General features: G+C 61.1%; 23 protein-coding genes. 2 read left to right on the top strand and 21 right to left on the bottom strand.

What is annotated here, in order from left to right; genetic code table 11:
* Position 1 precedes the first annotated feature (1 nt).
* The 11 genes from IAE37_RS11470 to IAE37_RS11420 all read right to left on the bottom strand — a co-directional run bounded on the left by IAE37_RS11470 (position 2) and on the right by IAE37_RS11420 (position 8,402).
* Positions 2–421 (bottom strand): integrating conjugative element protein, encoded by a 420-nt coding sequence (locus IAE37_RS11470; RefSeq protein WP_201173508.1) that lies wholly within the window; start codon positions 419–421, stop codon positions 2–4.
* Positions 418–972, bottom strand: coding sequence for a transglycosylase (locus IAE37_RS11465; RefSeq protein ID WP_201173506.1), 555 nt, complete (start codon positions 970–972; stop codon positions 418–420). Before IAE37_RS11465 ends, IAE37_RS11470 begins: the two co-directional genes overlap by 4 nt.
* On the bottom strand, positions 954–1,673 hold the full coding sequence (locus IAE37_RS11460; RefSeq protein ID WP_201173505.1) for a TIGR03759 family integrating conjugative element protein: 720 nt from the start codon (positions 1,671–1,673) through the stop codon (positions 954–956). The genes IAE37_RS11465 and IAE37_RS11460 overlap by 19 nt, the downstream gene beginning before the upstream one ends.
* A 10-nt stretch (positions 1,674–1,683) precedes the next feature.
* Positions 1,684–2,355, bottom strand: coding sequence for a hypothetical protein (locus IAE37_RS11455; RefSeq protein ID WP_201173504.1), 672 nt, complete (start codon positions 2,353–2,355; stop codon positions 1,684–1,686).
* Complete coding sequence (gene pilL2 / locus IAE37_RS11450; protein WP_236409909.1) at positions 2,352–2,828, bottom strand: PFGI-1 class ICE element type IV pilus protein PilL2; 477 nt, start codon at positions 2,826–2,828, stop codon at positions 2,352–2,354. The genes IAE37_RS11455 and pilL2 overlap by 4 nt, the downstream gene beginning before the upstream one ends.
* A gap of 162 nt (positions 2,829–2,990) precedes the next feature.
* Positions 2,991–3,707 carry a DUF5983 family protein gene (locus IAE37_RS11445; RefSeq protein ID WP_201173502.1) on the bottom strand — a complete coding sequence of 239 codons (717 nt, stop codon included), beginning with the start codon at positions 3,705–3,707 and terminating at the stop codon, positions 2,991–2,993.
* A 66-nt stretch (positions 3,708–3,773) separates the two neighbouring features.
* Positions 3,774–4,268, bottom strand: coding sequence for a JAB domain-containing protein (locus IAE37_RS11440; RefSeq protein WP_201173500.1), 495 nt, complete (start codon positions 4,266–4,268; stop codon positions 3,774–3,776).
* A gap of 65 nt (positions 4,269–4,333) precedes the next feature.
* A complete protein-coding gene (locus IAE37_RS11435; RefSeq protein WP_201173497.1) occupies positions 4,334–4,591 on the bottom strand; it encodes a hypothetical protein in 258 nt (85 codons plus the stop codon).
* A gap of 66 nt (positions 4,592–4,657) precedes the next feature.
* Positions 4,658–5,203 carry an STY4534 family ICE replication protein gene (locus IAE37_RS11430; protein WP_201173495.1) on the bottom strand — a complete coding sequence of 182 codons (546 nt, stop codon included), beginning with the start codon at positions 5,201–5,203 and terminating at the stop codon, positions 4,658–4,660.
* A 755-nt stretch (positions 5,204–5,958) separates the two neighbouring features.
* Positions 5,959–7,932, bottom strand: a complete 1,974-nt coding sequence (locus IAE37_RS11425) for a DNA topoisomerase III (protein ID WP_201173493.1) — start codon at positions 7,930–7,932, stop codon at positions 5,959–5,961.
* A 125-nt stretch (positions 7,933–8,057) separates the two neighbouring features.
* Positions 8,058–8,402, bottom strand: coding sequence for a helix-turn-helix domain-containing protein (locus tag IAE37_RS11420; protein ID WP_201173491.1), 345 nt, complete (start codon positions 8,400–8,402; stop codon positions 8,058–8,060).
* Positions 8,403–8,539: 137 nt separating this feature from the next.
* Between IAE37_RS11420 and IAE37_RS11415 the strand changes: the two genes are divergently transcribed.
* Positions 8,540–8,767: a hypothetical protein gene (locus IAE37_RS11415; protein WP_201173490.1), complete on the top strand. Its 228-nt coding sequence runs from the start codon at positions 8,540–8,542 to the stop codon at positions 8,765–8,767.
* Between the two features lie 93 nt (positions 8,768–8,860).
* Here the strand turns inward: IAE37_RS11415 and IAE37_RS11410 are convergent, their stop codons facing one another.
* The 10 genes from IAE37_RS11410 to IAE37_RS11365 all read right to left on the bottom strand — a co-directional run bounded on the left by IAE37_RS11410 (position 8,861) and on the right by IAE37_RS11365 (position 17,100).
* Positions 8,861–9,298, bottom strand: coding sequence for a single-stranded DNA-binding protein (locus IAE37_RS11410; protein ID WP_201173489.1), 438 nt, complete (start codon positions 9,296–9,298; stop codon positions 8,861–8,863).
* Positions 9,295–9,804: a DUF3158 family protein gene (locus IAE37_RS11405; protein ID WP_201173487.1), complete on the bottom strand. Its 510-nt coding sequence runs from the start codon at positions 9,802–9,804 to the stop codon at positions 9,295–9,297. Before IAE37_RS11405 ends, IAE37_RS11410 begins: the two co-directional genes overlap by 4 nt.
* Complete coding sequence (locus IAE37_RS11400; RefSeq protein WP_201173485.1) at positions 9,801–10,556, bottom strand: PFL_4669 family integrating conjugative element protein; 756 nt, start codon at positions 10,554–10,556, stop codon at positions 9,801–9,803. The genes IAE37_RS11405 and IAE37_RS11400 overlap by 4 nt, the downstream gene beginning before the upstream one ends.
* 151 nt (positions 10,557–10,707) lie before the next feature.
* Positions 10,708–11,928 (bottom strand): STY4528 family pathogenicity island replication protein, encoded by a 1,221-nt coding sequence (locus tag IAE37_RS11395; protein ID WP_201173483.1) that lies wholly within the window; start codon positions 11,926–11,928, stop codon positions 10,708–10,710.
* On the bottom strand, positions 11,922–12,473 hold the full coding sequence (locus IAE37_RS11390) for a DUF2857 domain-containing protein (RefSeq protein WP_201173481.1): 552 nt from the start codon (positions 12,471–12,473) through the stop codon (positions 11,922–11,924). The genes IAE37_RS11395 and IAE37_RS11390 overlap by 7 nt, the downstream gene beginning before the upstream one ends.
* A gap of 16 nt (positions 12,474–12,489) precedes the next feature.
* Positions 12,490–14,025: a ParB family protein gene (locus tag IAE37_RS11385; RefSeq protein ID WP_201173479.1), complete on the bottom strand. Its 1,536-nt coding sequence runs from the start codon at positions 14,023–14,025 to the stop codon at positions 12,490–12,492.
* Between the two features lie 14 nt (positions 14,026–14,039).
* Complete coding sequence (locus IAE37_RS11380; RefSeq protein WP_201173477.1) at positions 14,040–14,918, bottom strand: ParA family protein; 879 nt, start codon at positions 14,916–14,918, stop codon at positions 14,040–14,042.
* Positions 14,915–15,136 (bottom strand): AlpA family transcriptional regulator, encoded by a 222-nt coding sequence (locus IAE37_RS11375; protein ID WP_201173474.1) that lies wholly within the window; start codon positions 15,134–15,136, stop codon positions 14,915–14,917. The genes IAE37_RS11380 and IAE37_RS11375 overlap by 4 nt, the downstream gene beginning before the upstream one ends.
* Before the next feature lie 113 nt (positions 15,137–15,249).
* Positions 15,250–15,987: a hypothetical protein gene (locus tag IAE37_RS11370; protein WP_201173471.1), complete on the bottom strand. Its 738-nt coding sequence runs from the start codon at positions 15,985–15,987 to the stop codon at positions 15,250–15,252.
* Between the two features lie 261 nt (positions 15,988–16,248).
* On the bottom strand, positions 16,249–17,100 hold the full coding sequence (locus IAE37_RS11365) for a LysR family transcriptional regulator (RefSeq protein WP_201173468.1): 852 nt from the start codon (positions 17,098–17,100) through the stop codon (positions 16,249–16,251).
* Between the two features lie 205 nt (positions 17,101–17,305).
* On the opposite strand from IAE37_RS11365, the gene gloA reads away from it, so the two are divergent.
* Positions 17,306–17,701, top strand: coding sequence for a lactoylglutathione lyase (gloA, locus tag IAE37_RS11360; RefSeq protein WP_201173466.1), 396 nt, complete (start codon positions 17,306–17,308; stop codon positions 17,699–17,701).
* Positions 17,702–17,855: the final 154 nt, after the last annotated feature.

The raw sequence follows: 17,855 nt of genomic DNA, 5'->3' as shown, positions 1-17,855 counted from the left end.
CTCACTGTTCCAGACCGGTGGGCGTGATCAGCACCGGGTAGTGCTCCAGCTCCAATCGCTCGGCGATGTCGTCACCACTGACTGGCCAGATGTTCAGCCCAGGCGCTGCCGTCTGGATGCGACGCAGCGCCTGCACATCGTCAACCTCGACCGCCAACCCGTTGGCACCTAGCTCTTGTAGCGCCTGGGCGTGCCGCGACAGCCACTCAAGGGAAGCAGCGTCCTGCCCAACCAGAAATAGCGGCGTCATGCTGGGAAGGCTCAATGCCCTGGGCGGCACGATTCCGGGCGAGAGGCGAGCGCTGCGCACCGGCAGCACCCAGTTCAGCGTGGTGGGAGCGGGCAGACTGCTTGACTCAGCGCTCGCGGCAAACGACAGCCACGGGCAGAGGGCCAGGGCCACCAAGCGCAAGCAGCTCATGGCTGTGTCCGTCCGGGTGCCGTTGCGACGGGCTGGACGCGCTGCCAGTGACGGGTGAACTGACGGCGATAGCGCTCTGCAGGAGGACCACCGGCAGGCCGGTGATAGCGGCCGGCGGCGACAACCCAGTCACCAGTGTCCGCATAGTGCAAGCGCAACAGCTCGGCGGTGACGGCGAGGTTGGCGCGGGGATCTAGGGCATCGCAGGCGCTGGGGTAGCGGTCCGGGTGATAACCCAGGTTGGTTTGTCCCAGCCCGACATCAATGCGCTTGGGATCGTGGCGGCGTAGCGCCTCCCTCAGTGCGGCACACGCCTCGTCATGCCGGGCAAACCGCAGTGGTGAACCCGCGACATTCAGGGTCCACGGCCAGGGCATGAGCTGCCCGCGCAGCGGCGTACCACTTTCCTGCAGGGCGATGGCGAACAGCACCGAGGCGGGAATACCGGCGCGCGCGGCAGCCAATTGATACGCCGGCGGCGGCAAGACACCTGCATGAGCGGCGGTGGCGCCGACCATCGCCAGGGCGAGAATCAGTCGACGCGCTGCCATTTTCCGTCCACCTGCTGATAGCGGGCTGGCAGGGGGCGGCTGGCGCCCAGGGCAAACCAGCGACCGCGGTCATGATTTACGGTGACCTGGCCGCCGGTGACCTGGGCAGGAGTGATACCTGCGCCCTGCGCCCACGAACGCAGCCGCGCGTCGTTGCCTTGGCTGCCGACCAGATACACATCCAGCCGCGCACCAGCCCGCAGCCATTGCTGGAGGCTGGTCACGCAGGCGGCGCACTGGTCTTCCACGAAAAGCGCCGTGCGGCTTTTGCTCGAGGTGCCGGCATCGTCGCTCATCCCCTGCACGGGCTGCAGACCCGGAAACAGCCGCGCCCAGGCATCGGTGTAGGCTTTCTGGTAGGCCAGTTCGCGCTTGGCACGCCTGGCTTCCAGGCGGACCTGCAGTTCCGCGTAACGCTGCCGCTCCTGGTCCGAGTTGGCCTCGACACCCAGGGTGGTGAGCGGGTCAAGTTGTGGCGACCAGTAATGGCGAGGGCCAGTCCGTAGGCGCTCAAACGTGGCCCATTCGTCATCTGTCAGGCCCCAGGCCTTGGCCTGGTCAGCTGCAGAATCCTGCTGCGTCAGCGGCGACTGCTCACTGAACTGCACCTGAGCGTCGACATGTTTGGGGGCGCTCATGCCCTGCTCGGCGAACACGTAAGCCGGCAGCAGGATGAGCGCAAGAGTGGAGAACCTAGGCACGTTCATCTCCTCACGGGATGGGCAGGGTGCGATCGCCGTGGCCCGGGACGTGGAACACGGCGTGGCCCTCGCGAATCGCCCGCAGTTGCCAGCCGTTCAAGCTGTCACCGGGCTGGAGCAGGTGCACGGTGGAGAGTGCATGGGTGCCCGCAGGCAATGCGGTCACGAACCTGATGGTGCCGCGCGTCTCGATTCCCTGCAGGGAGAAGGGCGGCTGCGGCGCCTTGGCTTTTGATTTTTCGCGGATGGGGGCAGATTGGGATGCGGCGGTAGCTTGTGGCACCTTAGGAGCGGTCGACAGCTTCTCGAGTGCCGCTTCTGCCGCACTCATGCGTTGCGCCAGGGCGGTCAGATCAGCGCTGCTCGGTCCTGGCGGTACCGCTTGCAAGATTCTGAGGGACGCCGCCAATTCGTCGAGTTGCTGGCCGAGAGTTGCCTGTGCAGTGGTGTGCTGGTGTTGGGCGTCTTTCATGTTTGCGACTTCTGGCAACAGCGTGGACAGCGTGGTGCGCAATTCCCCGATATCGCGACGCAGTGACGGGCCAGGGTCAGCCGGCGCATTGCGTGCGGCGGTCTGCAGTTCAGCCAGTTGCTGATGCTGGTTGTAGGTTTCAGCCGCAAGGACGGCAGCACCCAGGCACAGCGCGCCGATCACCAGGGCCTGAAAATGGTGAACCTTCATGGTGCGGTCTCCAGTGTCGAGAAGGGTGGCTCCGGCGGCGGCAGACGCAGGGCGTAGCACACGCTCCGCTCGACCGGATCAATGTCGAGCCGCCAGGCGGGGCCGCCGATGACGGTCAAGGCATCCAGCAGCGTGATCGGCCCAAGGTCGTGATGCACGGCCGGCAAGGGGCGGCGGAACAACTGCGCCACGGCAGGACCTTCGGGGCAGAGTGAGTAGCCCGAGTGCTGCAGCACGTGTTGCAGCGCTTCACCAACCATCGCGTGCAGTGCGGGGGCGATCTGGACGTTGATCAACTGATACAGCGGTTGGCGCTGCTCCAGCGTTGGCTGGGTGCTGGCCAGGGTGTAGCGGTCCTGTCGTACCCAGGCGGGTACCGGGGACGTTGGCTTGGCCACTGAGGCCGGGGCGGGTGCAGCGGTTGCAGGGGCTGGCGCCGCTGGCGGCGTGCTGCAGCCCAGCAACGTGAGCATCAATCCGAGCGATAATAACGTGGGGGTATGCATGACCAGGTCTCGACAAAAGATGCCGTCACCTTGGCGAAAAGCCAGCACGCGCCCCACTGAAAAATCGAAGTTCGCCGACCGGATTATGCTGGCGCAACCATGAAAAAGGCGCCCGGAGGCGCCTTGAGGTCAATCTTCGACAAACATGGGTAACTCGGAAAGCGGCGTTGCATCAGGGTCGAAGATCAGCAGGCGGGTGTCGGCCTCACCGGCCAGCAACAGCAGGCGCAGCAGCACCGGTGGCACGTGATCTGCGCGCAGACGTGCAGTCACTTCCTCGGTGCTGCAGTAGGTGCCGCCCGAGGTAATGTTTTTGAGCCAGGGCGTCGAGTACAGCTTGCAGCCCACCGCGTTGTTGCTACTCAGCACGAAACATTCGAAGAAGCCGGACGGTGAACGACACCAGGCGCACACCTGCAGAAACTCGAACTCTTCTGCAGGCAGGTGTGCGCTGTTGATCTCCCAACTGCGACTGTAATGCCCGGTGGCAAAGGACAATTGCTCGATCAAGTGCTGTGCAGCTTCCTCGCTGGGGAGATCGCTGACGTGTCGCCGGCGGCCATGGTGCAGCCCTGTGACCTGGTAGAGCACCTGGCTGACGGTGCCGTCGGCAGGGCACCGCATGCGGACAAACTCGGGCACGCTTTCGCCGTCAGTAATCACCGCGAAGTCATCATCGAATAGGCACGGCTGGAAATTGATGCCGTCATCCGGCAGGTCATGTAGCGCAGGGTGAAGGGATCGGTAGCAGGGCGGGCAATCGTCGGCATAGCTGATCTGCACCACGCGTTCGTAGCTCAGGTCCTGGAAGCCGCGGAGGAAGGGATTGCGAAGAGGTGTGGACATGATGGCGCTCCAAAAAATGCGAAGGTCACCCCGTACAGGCGGTGACCCTCCAGATGGTTAGGATGGTCAGATCCAGCCGTAATCGGCCAACGACAGCGGTGTGCCTTCGCCCACGATGATGTGGTCCAGCACACGCACCTCAACCAAGGCCAATGCCTCGATCAGGCGAGTAGTGAGCACCCGATCGGCGCTGCTCGGCTCCGAGCAGCCGGAGGGGTGGTTGTGGCTGAAGATCACTGCAGCGGCGTTGTGCTCGAGTGCCTTGACGACGACCTGTCGCGGATACACGGAGGCGCCGTCGATGCTGCCAGTGAAGAGGATGTCGAAGCTGAGCACGCGGTGACGCGAGTCCAGGCAGAGCAGCGCAAAAACCTCATGGTGATAGGGTGCAAGCTGCAATTTCAGATAGGACGCTGCATCGCACGGCGCGATCAGTTGTTCGCCGCGCTGGAAATAACGTTGATCCAGCAATTCCAGCGCTTCAGTCAGCAGCGCATCCTCGCGGGCACGCTGGGCCAATGCAGAGTCGAGACGCTCGACCCGATTCTGGGTAGTGTTCATGGGCAATTCCTCGTGGGAGACGGAGCGCCCCTGGGGGAGAGCCCCAGGCAGATGAGAGAGGTGAGTTACAGACGTGTAAAACGATGACGCGAACCGTGCAGTGGGCTGTGGCAGCCCTCGCAGGGATGGGTGGAAAAGGCCTGAATGCCTGCGCCGGTGCGCGGATCGAAATCGGCGCTCAGGGGCAGAAGGGCCTGCAGTTCGGTGCACATATGGGAGATGCGTTGTTCGACTTCAGCCCCGCTGTAGTAAAGCGACAGCGCGCTGAAGTCGTCATAGGCAAACGCCTGCAGGCAGTCCTCACAGAGCCAGAAGCTCTCCATGGTGACCTCTGACATAGATGAGTCACAGGCGCTCGTTGGAGCGCCTGCAATTGGAGTCAAACTGCCTCAGGCAGACTGACGGGCTGCGGTGGGTTTACGCGCGGTGGTCGGAGTTGGCTGACCTTGATCGGAGTCACCGTCAGTGTCTACCTTATCTCCATCTGCCTCCGCGTGCTCAGCCCCCCCAGAAGCGGCGGTAGCGTCGGTGCGGGCGGGCGCACGGTAGCTGAATTGGCCATCGACCTTGATCCATTCGATGAAGATCAAGCGGCCTTTGAGGCTGGCGCCAGGTTGCCCCTTGCGTTCGCCTTTCTCGTACAGAAACGGATCGACCCAAAGATCGCCGATGCGAAACGCGATGAGTACCTTGCGTTCCGCGCGGACGTCTTCCAGGTGCTCACGGATCAGCCGGTCGGCTTCGCCGCTGGCGACCTTGCAGTCGAAGCGGGTGTACTCGACGTCGTCCGAGGCACCGTGCAAGGCTGCGATGTCACAGGCCATGAACGCTTGCCCACGGCGAACAGGGACTTCGCGAACACGGTTCAGGTAACCGATGCCTTGGGTGTGCAGGTTGAAGTAGGTGGTGGGGGCGTTATTGCTTGCAGTAGTCATGATGGAGCTCCTGTTCAGCAGAAACGCGGACATCCACCGGCCCTGGCGGCTGGTGAGATCCGCAAGGGAGAGGTGCAAAAACGTGATCGGTGTAGAGGGCGCTCATCATCGACGGGTCGATGACCGTGCGAGCTGCCGAGCGCGAGTCGCACTTGGGGAGAACCACCCAAAGCGGGCGCAGCCTTGAAGGTCCTGGCTGCCTGGGGCTGTCAACGACAGCGGAGTGCAACTCATCTATAAAACGCTGCCAAAGGCGCGTCAACCGAGGATTGCAGGCGGTCTGAGCAAGCGGAAGTGGGTGGTTCTCAGTGGATTAATGACGGCGAAAAAATAGCCCGACGGTCATCAGGCTAAGAGGAGAGGGACCACCTTTGACTCGTATCCGGACAGCCAAGTCATCGCAAACCTCAAGCTGTCGTTCCGCGCAATCAACCGACCCTTGTCGTGGCCTGGGTCGGAACCAACTGGCACGCATCCGCGCACAAAAGGTGCCCAGTCTTTCGCCGGCGGGCACCGGGGCTGAGCATGGCCGCCGAAGCGGATGACCCCTGCGGCCTGGAGCAAGCCGCGCGGGTCATCCGCCTCAGTCAGACGCTGAAGACGTAAAGTCTGCGCAGGGAGCGCTGGAGAAGAGGGCTCCGAACTCATTGAGTCTGACCGAGCTGCCCGGAGCGAATCGGTCTGGGATCGCCAGGGGCGATGGGCAGTCCCACTACAGCAGCGCCGCCGGTCGACGTCAAGCGTTGGCGCCACCGCTACTTGGATCTGACCGGGCGCTTGCTCGTCTCCACGGGCTTCGTGCCCTTACAGTCCGGGTAGCGCGTGCACGACCAGAAGTCTCCGGTCCGGCCCTTGCGCTGGCGCATGGCACTGCGGCACACCGGACAGCTTGGGCCCTTCGGTGGCGGCAGTGGCAGCGTGAGCGAGCGGTGGTTCTGCACCAGCTGAGTCAGCCATGCCGCCTGCTTGGCGAGGAAGGTATCGACGCTGAGCTGGCCTGACTCGATACGGTCCAGCGCCTGCTCCCAGAGGGCGGTCAGCACAGGGTCGGCGACCTCCCGGGGTACGGCCTCAATCAGCGTGTGCGCGGCGGCCGATGCCGCCAGGCTACGCCTTTTTATCTGCAAGTACCCGTGATCAATCAAGCCTTGGATGATCGCCGCGCGGGTGGCTTCGGTACCAATGCCGATACTGTCCTTGAGTTTCTGCTTGAGACGCGGATCGTCCACCTGGTTGGCAATGGTCTTCATCGCTTTGACCAGGGTACCTTCGGTAAAGGCTTTCGGCGGCTGGGTCAGGTGGGCCGCGACCGCAGCGTCCAGCAGCGTGATGTCAGCGCCTTCGTGCAACGTGGGCAGCGGTTGGCTGGGTTCTGGCCGATCGCTGTCACCGAGCTCGTCGATCACGGCTTTCCAACCGCGTACCTGGATCTGCTTGCCGCGGGCGAGCAGGCGGTCCTGACCCGCCTGCAGCAGCACCTGGCTCTTCAGGTATTCATGATCAGGGAGGAATTGGGCCAGGTAGCGGGCGCGGATTAGCGAGTAGACGGCGCGCTCCTGCTCGGACAACTGCGTCAGGTCGATGACCACGGCGGTGGGGATGATGCCGTGGTGGGCGGTGATCTTGGGCGTGTTCCAGGCGCGCGACCGTCGCGCTGGGTCAGCCGATTTCAACCACTGCGCCAAGGCCGGCGATGCGGCGGCGAGGGCTCGCAGTACCTTGGGCACGTCATTCAGCATGCTCTCGGGCAGGAAGCCGCAGTCGGTCCGTGGGTAGGTCGTGGCCTTATGGTTCTCGTACAACGCCTGCGCAGCGGCCAGCGTTTCTTGGACGCCCAGGCCCAGCTTGGCGGAACAGACTTCCTGCAGGGTGCCCAAGTCAAAGGGTAGGGGTGGACCTTCGCGGACGGCCTCGACCTCGACGCTGCTGACCTGTGCCGAGGCTCGGTGCTCCAGTCGTGCGGCGGCCTCCTGCGCAGCGGTCTCGGTGAGGCAACGACCGCTGTCATCGCAGGCATTCGCCGGGGGTTGCCATCGTGCGCGAAAGTGCGTGCCGTCGGCCTCCAACGTGGCTTCAACGGTCCAGAACGGTTTGGGGACAAAGCTGGCGATGGCGCGATCGCGCTCGACCACCAAGCGCAACGTCGGCGTCTGCACCCGTCCCACCGGCAGTATCCCGTCAAAGCCGGCACGTCGGCCCAGCAGGGTGAACAAGCGGCTGAGGTTGATGCCGATCAGCCAGTCAGCCCGCGATCGCGCCAGTGCACAGTGGTACAGCGGCAGGGTCTGCTCACCTGGGCGTAGGGTGGCCAAGGCTCGGCGGATTGATGCCTCATCCAGGGCAGACAACCACAGGCGCTGGATCGGACCGCGGTACTCGCAACGCTCGATGATTTCGCGAGCAATCATCTCGCCCTCGCGATCGGCGTCTGTGGCGATTACCACCTCGGAGCATGACTGCAGCAGGCCCTGGATAACCTTCAGCTGCTTGGCCACCTTCGGTTTGACGACGACTTGCCACTGCCCGGGGATGATGGGCAGATCCTCCAGGGTCCAGCGCTTGTAGCGATCGCCATAGGCTTCCGGTGGCGCGGTCTCCAGCAGATGGCCAACGCACCAGGTCACTGTCACTCCCGACCCCACCAGGCAGCCGTCGCCGCACCGCGTGGCTTGGAGCACGCGAGCGATATCGCGCGCTTGCGAAGGTTTTTCACAGATGAACAGACGCATGAGCAGGCACTCCCAGTCGGTTCATAACAGCGTGCCGGGGTGGGAAGGCGAGGCTAGCGGAAAGCCGAATGGGCGCAGATCACTTCAGCGATCAGCCTAAAGGGAACGTGAGTGGAGTGCGCAGATCAGCGCTGGGCGAGGTGGGTGGCCAGTTGGCGCAAGTTCTCCACGGCATATAGCCGATCGGCTTCATTCAGGTCTTGCAGCAGTTCAGCGATCACCAGCCCTTGATCGAGAGGCCGGCTGCTCGCGGCCAGTAACAGTTCGTCTGCCGTGCATTGGTATATGTCCGCCAACCGTAGCAGCTTGCTCACTGACAGGTCGACTTGGCCCCGCTCCATGCGGGAAATTGCCTCGCCGGTTACGTTCAGCCGTACGCCCACTTCTTCCTGCGTCAGATTGCAGGCAGTGCGGACTTTGGCCAATTGGCGGCCAATATGATGGCGTAGGCTAGGCTTCTTCGCGGGCAATGGGGCGTTCTCCAATTCGACCCATATGGTTGACCATCAACCCGCGCATATGAACGCCTCATAAGGTTGACTATCAACCTTATGAGGCGTATCACCCCAGTAAAGTGCAGTTGCCAACTCTCGTGGAGGGTAGGGACATGAACGGAAGCAAGGACGGTGGGGCCGAGGCTCTGCAGTTGAAGGCGTATGAGTTGTTGCTGGCCACGCACCTGGAGCCGGACAACCCCGATGCTCGCACCCGGCTTGAGGCGTGGCTGCGCGAAAGCCCCGAACACTGGCGCGCGTTCCGTGCTTTGGATGAACACCTGGAGCAGGCCTCGTTGCTGCTGGCCCATAGTACGCTGGCGTCATCATCGCGCCATTGAGCGACCACCTGCAGAGTGTGCCGCGCTCGGTGGGTGCCCGTTCTGACCAGATGCACGCTGGCTCGGCCAGTCCACCGAGTACCACACATCACCCTACTTGCGCGGGCTCTTCTTGCTCGCGGGTTTACGGCCAGTGCTGACGCCGTCGTCTTTGCCTCCGCCCTGGCTCTTCTCACGCATGGTCACCGACGCCAGGCGGTGGGGCAGGATGCCAATGCGCCGGGCCTCGACCTTGAACGTCACCCGCGCGTTGTCCTCGCTGTCCTCCCACTCCTCCTTGACCGTACGGCCCTCGACCAGGATACGCATGCCCTTTTGGAACAGCGTGCTCCAGTGCTCGGCATCACGATGCCACAGTTCGACCGGGGCCCAGTAACCACCGCGATCCTCGTAGTTGCCGTCACGCGGTACTGGGTTGTCGAAATACACGTTGAGCCGCAGCAGGCGACGCGGTTCTTCAGGGTTGGTGTTGAACTCCTGGAACTCGGGGACGCTGCCGATGTTGCCTTCACCAACAAATAACGTGCTCATGGGATTGACTCCGGGTGGGGGGAAACGGAACGGCCGAGGGCGACCTCGGCGTCGAGTAACTGGTGAGCGGACGCCGAGGCCTGGCGGTGCAGTGAGTGCAGGCTGCTCATTTGCAGGTTCAGTACCACTCGGTTGACCTCCAGCTGGTGCAGCGCCTCGCGCACGGCAGGTGCCAGGTGCGGCTGCTCCATCGCCTGCTTCCACACCTCGGCGCCCATGCGGCTGAAGTCACGGCTGCGCCAGCGCAGAAAATCCGTCCCGGCTGCGCTGTGCTGCACCACCAACCGCAGGTCCAGAAGCGTGAAAGGCGGCTGCGCCACGATCGCCAGCATGCCTGCCATCAGCCCGGCGACCTGGGTGCGCAGGCGCAGGATCGATTCGGCGAACTGCTGCAGTTCCCCCTTACCCTTAAAAGGCTTTAAAAGGCCTTTTAGGGAGGCACCCTGTTCGAGCTGACGATACGCATCCGTTGAAAGGCGCCGCGCGATGGCTTCGGCTAGGGTCATGCGTCACCGCCTTCCGGCACAGGCGGCACGATCAAGGGCTCGTCGGCGACCTCAGTCGGTGGTGTGGCCAGACTCGCATCCATCGCCTGGCGCAGAATGGGCGGAGCAAAGCGGGAGCGGCGCGTGCCCTCGAGGACGTCTTGCGGGGGTAAGCCGAACTTGTCGACGGCCTCCCGCGCGCGGGCGTTGTTGGCCGCCACGTCGTCGCGGCTGACGCCGGCCAGGCGGTAGCGCTGGGCCAGGCCGAATACGCTGCGCAGCAGGTGCGCACCGTGGTCGATCCAGATCTCCATGTCGCCACGGCCAATCAGCGCGGTGTGGTGCGCCAGCAATACACGCCGCACCAACGTGTCGTAATCGGTCAGCAGGTAGACGGCGAGAAAGCCCAGCTGACTGCCGATGAACAGCGGCAGGGTCACCGGATGGATATTGAGGTTGTCGCCGACATCGACCTGAGTGGGCAGGTCGCGCTCCACTAGGCTGACCTGTTGGGTCAACGTCTGCAGATCAGCCTTCGCCTGCAGCAGCTTGTCTTCGAGTTGCAGCATGAACCAGTCGGCAAAGGGATCGTCCTGGCTGCTGGCCTGCTTGAGCAGGTTGGTCACGCTGATGTAGCCGGCCATGCCGAGGATGCCATGCACGCCCTCGCGGGCGGCGCGTCCCTGCCACAAACGCGCGGCATGATGAGTGTGCAGGGTGAGCGTGATGCTGCTGCGCAGTGAGCCCAGGTTGAGCTGGTAGTGGTCGACCATCGCCAGTTCCTCGCCGTTGAAGTGAGGCAGACGATGAGCTGTGTCATCGCACTCGGCGTGGATCAACGCGAAGGTGCTGGGCTCGCATTTTCAAACAGTGGACGTCTCTGGATTTGATCACACTAGGCATCAAATCCACTGTGTTCCGGTGCTAGGTCGATGCAGCGGGGACGCGGCAGCGCAGTTTGAGTTCTTCCAGGCAGGCGAGGGCAAGTGGCGAGGCGGTGCGCTGCTCGCCGGGCTGCCGGCGCTCGCGAAGTGGTTCAGGTTCCGACACAGCGGCTGGCGGGCGCCGAGGTGTGTGCTTTGGGGCAGTCGTATCGCTGCGGGCGGCCCATAGGTTGAATTCGCCGCAGCACGCCCGCTTGATCAACCCCATGAGATAGGCGACTGGTTTTCGGATCTCGCCACGGGCGCAACGCACCGCCGCCTCGTTGATTACCGCTTGTTGCTGTTCCGGCTCGAGCGGGCGCATCGCTTGAGAGGCCATGCGCCGCTCGGCAGGGCTCAGTTTTAGATCCTCTGGCCAGCGCGCTCGTCCGAACTCCACGTGCGCCAGTACTGTACTTTTTTTGCTTTTGTCTTTCTGTACTGTACGGCCGTCGTCGGCATTCCGAACGGCAGCGGAAATCGGGGGGTTGCCGCAGGATTCGGAATCCGTTTCCGGGGCCGTGAGATTCCGAACCGGGTGGCCTTCACCGAGTTCGGAATGCGCCGCGTCGGCGTTTGTCAGCGGCAGCAAGTGTTGCTGAGCCGCGGCCGGGGGCGTCGCGAGGAAGGCTTTGTCGGCGCTCGCGACCTTAGAGTCGGCTTGAATTTCCGCGATCACATGCTCGCTGACATCCCTGACGCCCTTGGTGGCGTGGTTCAGATTCTGCAGCAGCAGGGATCGATAGCCACTGTCGAGCTCGAGCTGCTCGGCCGCCGTCAACGGATCTCCGTGCAGTACATAGACGCAGCCGCGTAGACAGCCCTGCGCATCCCGCGAGCGTTCGACCAGGCTGAGCCAGCGGGTGGTGCGCAAGACATTCAGCGCCCGGGCGATCGTTTCACGGGAGGCCTGGGTACCGCACGGGCTGGTGGCCAGATAGGGCTGAAGGTCCTGATACCGGGGTGTCTGTACCTTACGCTCGGTGATCAGCCAGCGCAGCACCTGCCAGGTATTGCGTTCCAGCGGCGTGAGGCGGCGGTCGAGCAACAGCTTCATTGGCAAAGGATCGTTGTCGCCGTAGTAGATCGTGCGTACCGGAGCCTCTGCAGCAGCGGCCTCTGCCAGTTTTGCCTGGGCGGCCTGCCATTCCAAGCGCCGCCGGAGTGCGTCGTAGCACTGGCGCACGACGTCCTGCCAGTCGACCTCGTAGAAGCTCAGCATGGGGCACCTCCGTACAGTTCGATCTGTTGCCAGATCAGCGTCAGGCTGATGTGCTGCTCTTCGGCGAGCATCATCATCGCGTCGAGTGGATCATTGTCCGGATCTTCCTCACGCAACTGGCTCCAGCGGTTCCACACCGCATGCTCCTGCGCCTCAGTGAGTTGTACCGGTCGACCGCGGTGGGTTTCGATCTTCAGTACCCGGCGGCGCAGGGCGGTTTCCGAATGGTCCAGGCCGAAGCAGCGGTACATGATGCTTGAGCTGGCGCCGAGCTTCAGTGCCCGGTTGATCAACCGCTCATTTAGTTCGTCGCGCTCGGCCTGGGCGATAAGTCGTCGCAGCACGGTGGTATCGACTTTGATCTCTACCCAACTGATCGTCGAATGCGCCAGCTGCGACAGCGTGGTCGGCGGCAGCGATTGCAGCACCTCAATGTCCTCATCTGCCAGGCCGAGCGCTTTGCAGCGCTGCAAGCGCCCGTGGCGCAGCTCATGCAGCACCTGATTTAACATGGCATGGTTCAACAGGTTGAAAGTCGTGGTCATGAGGTGGCTCCTCACGTTAGCGAAGGGTCGACAGCGTGGTATCGATCAGCTGCCGAGCATGGCGGATCAGGGCAAACAGCTGCTCAAGCTGTTCGTCTGGCAAGCGCTCGAGGCCAATGGTCAGGGCTGGGCGCTCGGCGAACGGAAGGTCGTAAGCGCCAATCAGCAATTGCCCAAACAGGGCGGCGGGTAACTGTTGGCGTTGCGCCCAGGCCACGTCATCCTGCAGGCGCAGCAGCGCGGAGAGCAGCAGTTGGATGCCCGTGTGTCGAGGCGTGAGGGGCGTGCCTTGGTCCAAAGAAAGGTTGAAACCGAGACCCTCTGATTGCCGCAACACCAAGTCGTCGGCATCGGCGTAAGTAGCGAGGCCTTGGGCCAGCTCGGCACAGCGCTCACGCAGGCCGTTGATGTCATAGACTGCCCCAGAACGGTTGTTTATCGCACATGGGGTGGTTGGGTCTGAATCGCCGATCTCAGAATGCCTAGCCTCGGACGATTCGCTTCCAAGTGCTTGCAGGATATGCGGCAACCGCGGTTCCGGGTTGGGACTGTCTCCAACACTGGCTACGTCCGGATCAACGCTCTGCGCCTCAGGAATTTTCGCTGCCTCAATAGCCTGGTCCGCTGGAGGTGTTGGGCTAGGGTTTGCGCCTTGTTGCGATAGGCTCGGCATTGGCGGTGTGAAGTTCGGCAGCGCACGGCTGTCCTGGTGGATATCCAGCGCCAGGACGCGCGGCGATTGGTTCAGGTACACAGCCATTTTCGCGATCAGCTCATCCTGCAGATCGCTGGCATCCAGCTCGGGTTTCTCGTCATCGAAGGCGGATAGCACTTCCATCCAGAGCAGCGCGAACTGCTGGGGCTCACCTAGATACTGATTCCAGGTCGACTCGGCTCGGCGTCGCAGGGTTAATACGCGCTCAATGTTGGGTTTACCGAGGCCTGCATACAGCACCTGGGGAATGGAGGGTAGGAGAAACTCGAGCGCATCGAACATGCGGCTGATATGCGACTGAGAAATTGGGTAGCCACCCTTGCTCAACCGTGTGGCGAGCTCACGTTGACTGAGGGCCTCGCCGGGCTGCTGGAACATGTCCAATAGCTTCGCGACCGCCAACGCCCGCTCGATGAACGTCAGTTGTCCATGCAGATCACTTTCGGCCAAATGCCCGAGCAAGGCATGCGATTCAGATTGCCAGGGGCGGTATAGGCAGTTGAGACGAAAGAATCGCTCCTCACGGGTTTCCTGCCACAGCTCGCCGAGAATGCTCAGGCGAGTGTTGCCGCCATTGCGAATGATGAAGTGCTGCTCGTTGGGCCGGCGTGTGATTGAAGGAGGATGGTCCAGGCCGCGTTCGCGAATGGAGGCTTTGAGCTCGTCGTACAGCGGGTTGCGCACCACACGAGGATTCAGTTCGTAAGGCCGCAATTGCTCCAGCGTCACGACCATTGCTGTTTCACCGATCGGGTTGGCTGGCTGCTCACGGCTTTTCTGCGGAAAGTGGGCCTGCTGCAATTGCCGGGTGACGTCTTCGGAGGTTGGCGGTTTCATCTCGCATCCTCCGATTAACTGTGCCCGGCCAGCCGACTGCGATGGGCTTGAGCTTGCCGGCGACCTCTCACGGTCGCCCGGCAGAGCAGGTCCGCCCACTCTGGAAACAGCTCGAGCGCCAAGCTGGTCATGACAGCCGCTGCGCAGCGGCTCCGGCTACCGGCTGGAGGCGTGGCTTCGACACGGTGTACCGGCAGCCCCAGCGACGCCGCGTTGAGATACGCGACTCGGTCCGGAATGACCGTGTCGCAGACGCTGACATGCGGATCACCTTCAAAGGTGTTCTGCAGGCTCTGCATGATCAAACGGGTGTCGCGGCGGTTGGCATTGACCTGGTTGAGCAGCAGCTTCACCGACGGCAGTGCCACACCCAAATACCGATAGGGCTCCAGTTCTTCGAACAGCCCCAGCGTGCCACGACGAAGTTCGCGCGCGGCGAGCATCTCCGGAGGAAGGGGACACAAGGCGCAGTCGGAAGCCAGCACGGCCATCTCCACGACTACGCTGCGGGCACCTTGGGTATCCACGATCATCACATCGAACTGATCGGCGAACGTCGGCAGCAGGTTGCGCAGGCGTAGGCGGCCATCGGTGGCATGCAGCAGCAGGGTGCTCAAGTGACCCGCTCGGTCGTTGGAAACGATTAGCGACAGCCGCGGGATGACTGTTGCCGTGATGACCTGCTCTGCACCCGTGAGCCCATCGGTGATCAGCTCGTAGCACCCGATGTCACACGGTGCACTCAAGGCGTAGTAGCTGGACAGCGTCGGTTGGCTGTCCAAGTCCAACATCAACACCCGCAGCCCCGCATCGGCGAGCAGGCCGCTCAGGTTGGCGGCGACCGTGGTTTTGCCAGCCCCGCCCTTGGTCGAGATCAACGAGAAGACTTTCATGATCTCTCCCCGGTAGAGAGACGGTCTTGCACCCACTGCTCGATCTCGAGCGAATCCCAGCCCACAGCGCGAGTGCCGATGCGCCGGCATTGGGGAAACTGGCCAGCCTTCATCAAGTTGTAGATGTGTGAGCGTTTGAAGCCGGTTTTCTGTTCCACCTCATCCCGCCGCATGATGTGGCGGTCGGCGGAAGCGGAGGTAGGGGCTGACGGTTGCATGGTGTCACTCCTTAGCACCGAATGGCGCGTGGTGGGATGTGACATTCAGTCAACAACTGGAACCGGTGAAAGTCATTGCCAGGCAATCGCTCGGATTGCCTGGCAATCGCGGCTCATACCCGGCCGGCTTGGGCGAAACGGCGTCGGGCTTCCGCAAATTTCCGATCAAGGGTGCGTTTGCTCAACCCTGGAACATCCGGGAACAGCGTCGTGATGGCATCAACGATCGCTGCCTGATCCTCGAAGATGGATCGAGGCAGACCCTTCTCCGTCTTGCCCAGCGTCAGAGCGAGCAGGGCACCCACGATCACGTAAAGCAGAAGTGCGGCATTTTCAGATAGGACTCCGGATTTCGACTTGGTTTTTTGGGCTATGGTTGGATCGTCGAGCTCAGGTGACTCCTGGTCGCGAAGTGCCGAATACGTACGCCGCAGGCGTTCAAGCTCTCGCAGCAAAACATCTCGATCCGCTTGAAGCGCGAGATGAACGCCCAGGCTTACGCAAAGGGAATGATCGCTCTCCCGGGAAAACAGAAATGCCGGCTTCTCGTGCGGGTAGGTGCGGGCGAACCATCCGCACAGGTCCGGGTGGCGAATGGACCAGTAGGCGCGCTGCATCGGATCTCCCAATCCAATGGGTCCACCTAGATAGGTTGCGGGCAACTCTCCGTTGATAATTGCGTCGCAGATGCGCTCAGCGTAGAGGTGGAGCGTAGGCCATTGGGGAAAGTGCTTGAGCAAGCCGCCTGGGTGCGTTAGCTCTACGTGCAGAATTTCGGCTTCGTGATCGGCAAGATCGCTCCAAAGGATCGCCGCATCAATTGGGTGATAGGAACTTCTATACGAGACCATGGGTCAGCCTCCTGCTGAACTTTTCTTCATGCGCTGGCAAGCTTCCTTTTAGTAAGGCTCCGCGCGACAGATCCAAGTCTATTTTTTGGATCCAAAAAAAGCGACTGCAGCTTCCATCAATAGTTCACTTCATTAATTTGGAGCGCAAGAAAACCTAGCGCAGGTGTTTTGGGTCTTAAACTAGTCTTATTAGGATGATGTTTTGTTATAAGGTCGGATGCCTTGAATCTAAATTTGAGAGTAAAGATGAGTGTGCTGCCTTTAGGAAGTGATGATTCTAATAAAATCTTCAATGAGTGGGGACTGTTGATTCTTGCGCCAGACAAAATATATGTCGCTGGAATCTAGTCCATGAGCAAGCTCGGATTTAAAGTCATACTTCTGTTGCGAAAATTTTAAGACGTAGCTTTCTGGTATGCACGCGAAGCCTAAGCCCTCATTTATGCAAGCAAAGATGCTGGGGTACGATTCGATTTCCAGTATGGCTCGCGGTAGAATGCCGCTGATAGCAAGCCATCGGTCAACTTGTTGCCGGTAATGGCATGTTTGCCCGAATACGTACAGCTCAAGGTTTGACAGATTTTCAGGAGTTATTGTATTAAGTTTGTTAGGTGTTACTGCCAATAATTTCTCGCGGAAGGCTAAGCGGCTTTCCAGTAGCGGATGCTCGACTGGTCCATCAGTCAGTATTAAGTCAAGCTCGCCATCCATTAGTAACCTCTCCAGAAGAAGCGAATGTTCTGGGCGAATATGTAATTCCACCCCTGGCGCCTCGCGACGGTAGCGGACGAGACCGGTCGGCAAATGATTGGCTAAAGCTACGTCGAGCGCGCCCACTCGCAGGACACCGTGGTTACATTCGCTTGAGAACAGTGACTTTGTCTCTGCAGCGAGATCGACCATCTTTTTCGCATTGCGGTAAAGCAGCCGGCCCTCCGGCGTTGTCATCAACCGGTTTTTTTCTCTGTTAAATAGCGCAACCCCCAACTGATTCTCGAGCTCACGTAGCCTGGTAGTGATGTTAGAGGGTACGCAGTGCAGCTGCGTCGCCGCTGCGGCTATGGTGCCCTGCTCGACCACAGCACAAAAATAGCCAAGATGTGAAAGCTTCAATTCACTCTCCTTTTGTGATGGATGGAGTGACAAATAGACACTTTTAGTGAGCGATACGTTAGCATATCATCGTCAGCTATCACCCCCCAACATCTGAAGCGCCAGCCTTTTCAGGCTGTCTATTTTCAGCAGAGTTCTACGCTTTTCGACTGTGAGAAAAGCATCACAACGCTTCCTCGATAGAGGATGTCGCTAGGGAGAATTTGTGCGTATTTTACATACGATGCTGCGCGTTATCGATTTAGATAAAACCATTCACTTCTATAGTAAAGTCCTTGGGATGAGTTTGTTGCGACGGAAAGACTATCCGGAGGGTCGGTTCACTTTGGCTTTTCTTGGTTATGGTGCTGAAGCTGATACAGCAGTATTGGAGCTGACGCGTAATTGGGGGCAAGATAGCTACGAGTTAGGCGATGCATATGGGCATGTTGCTATTGAGGTTGAAGATGCGGCAGCGGTATGTTTAAGGGCGGAGGTCCTTGGATATAAGGTTCCGCGGCCAGCTGGAGTCATGAAGCATGGTAGAACTGTCATAGCATTTCTCATGGATCCGAACGGCTATAAAGTTGAGTTAATCCAAAAAGGTACTCAATTCGACTGATTGCGGTAGGCGGCGGTCGGGAGGTTTCACAGAGTCTGGGTCGAAAGCTGCCGGTCGCGACTTAACTGAATCCCCCGCTAGCTGAAATTTTGAGCAACCAAAGCGCGCTCTGAAAAAAGCACATGGAAAGTGACAAAGTGGGGCGGGCCGGCTT

It is taken from the genome of Pseudomonas sp. S31 (assembly GCF_016648105.1).
Taxonomy (GTDB): Bacteria; Pseudomonadota; Gammaproteobacteria; order Pseudomonadales; family Pseudomonadaceae; genus Aquipseudomonas.
Note: the sequence above shows the minus strand (reverse complement) of the source record. Positions and strands in the feature narration are given on the sequence as shown.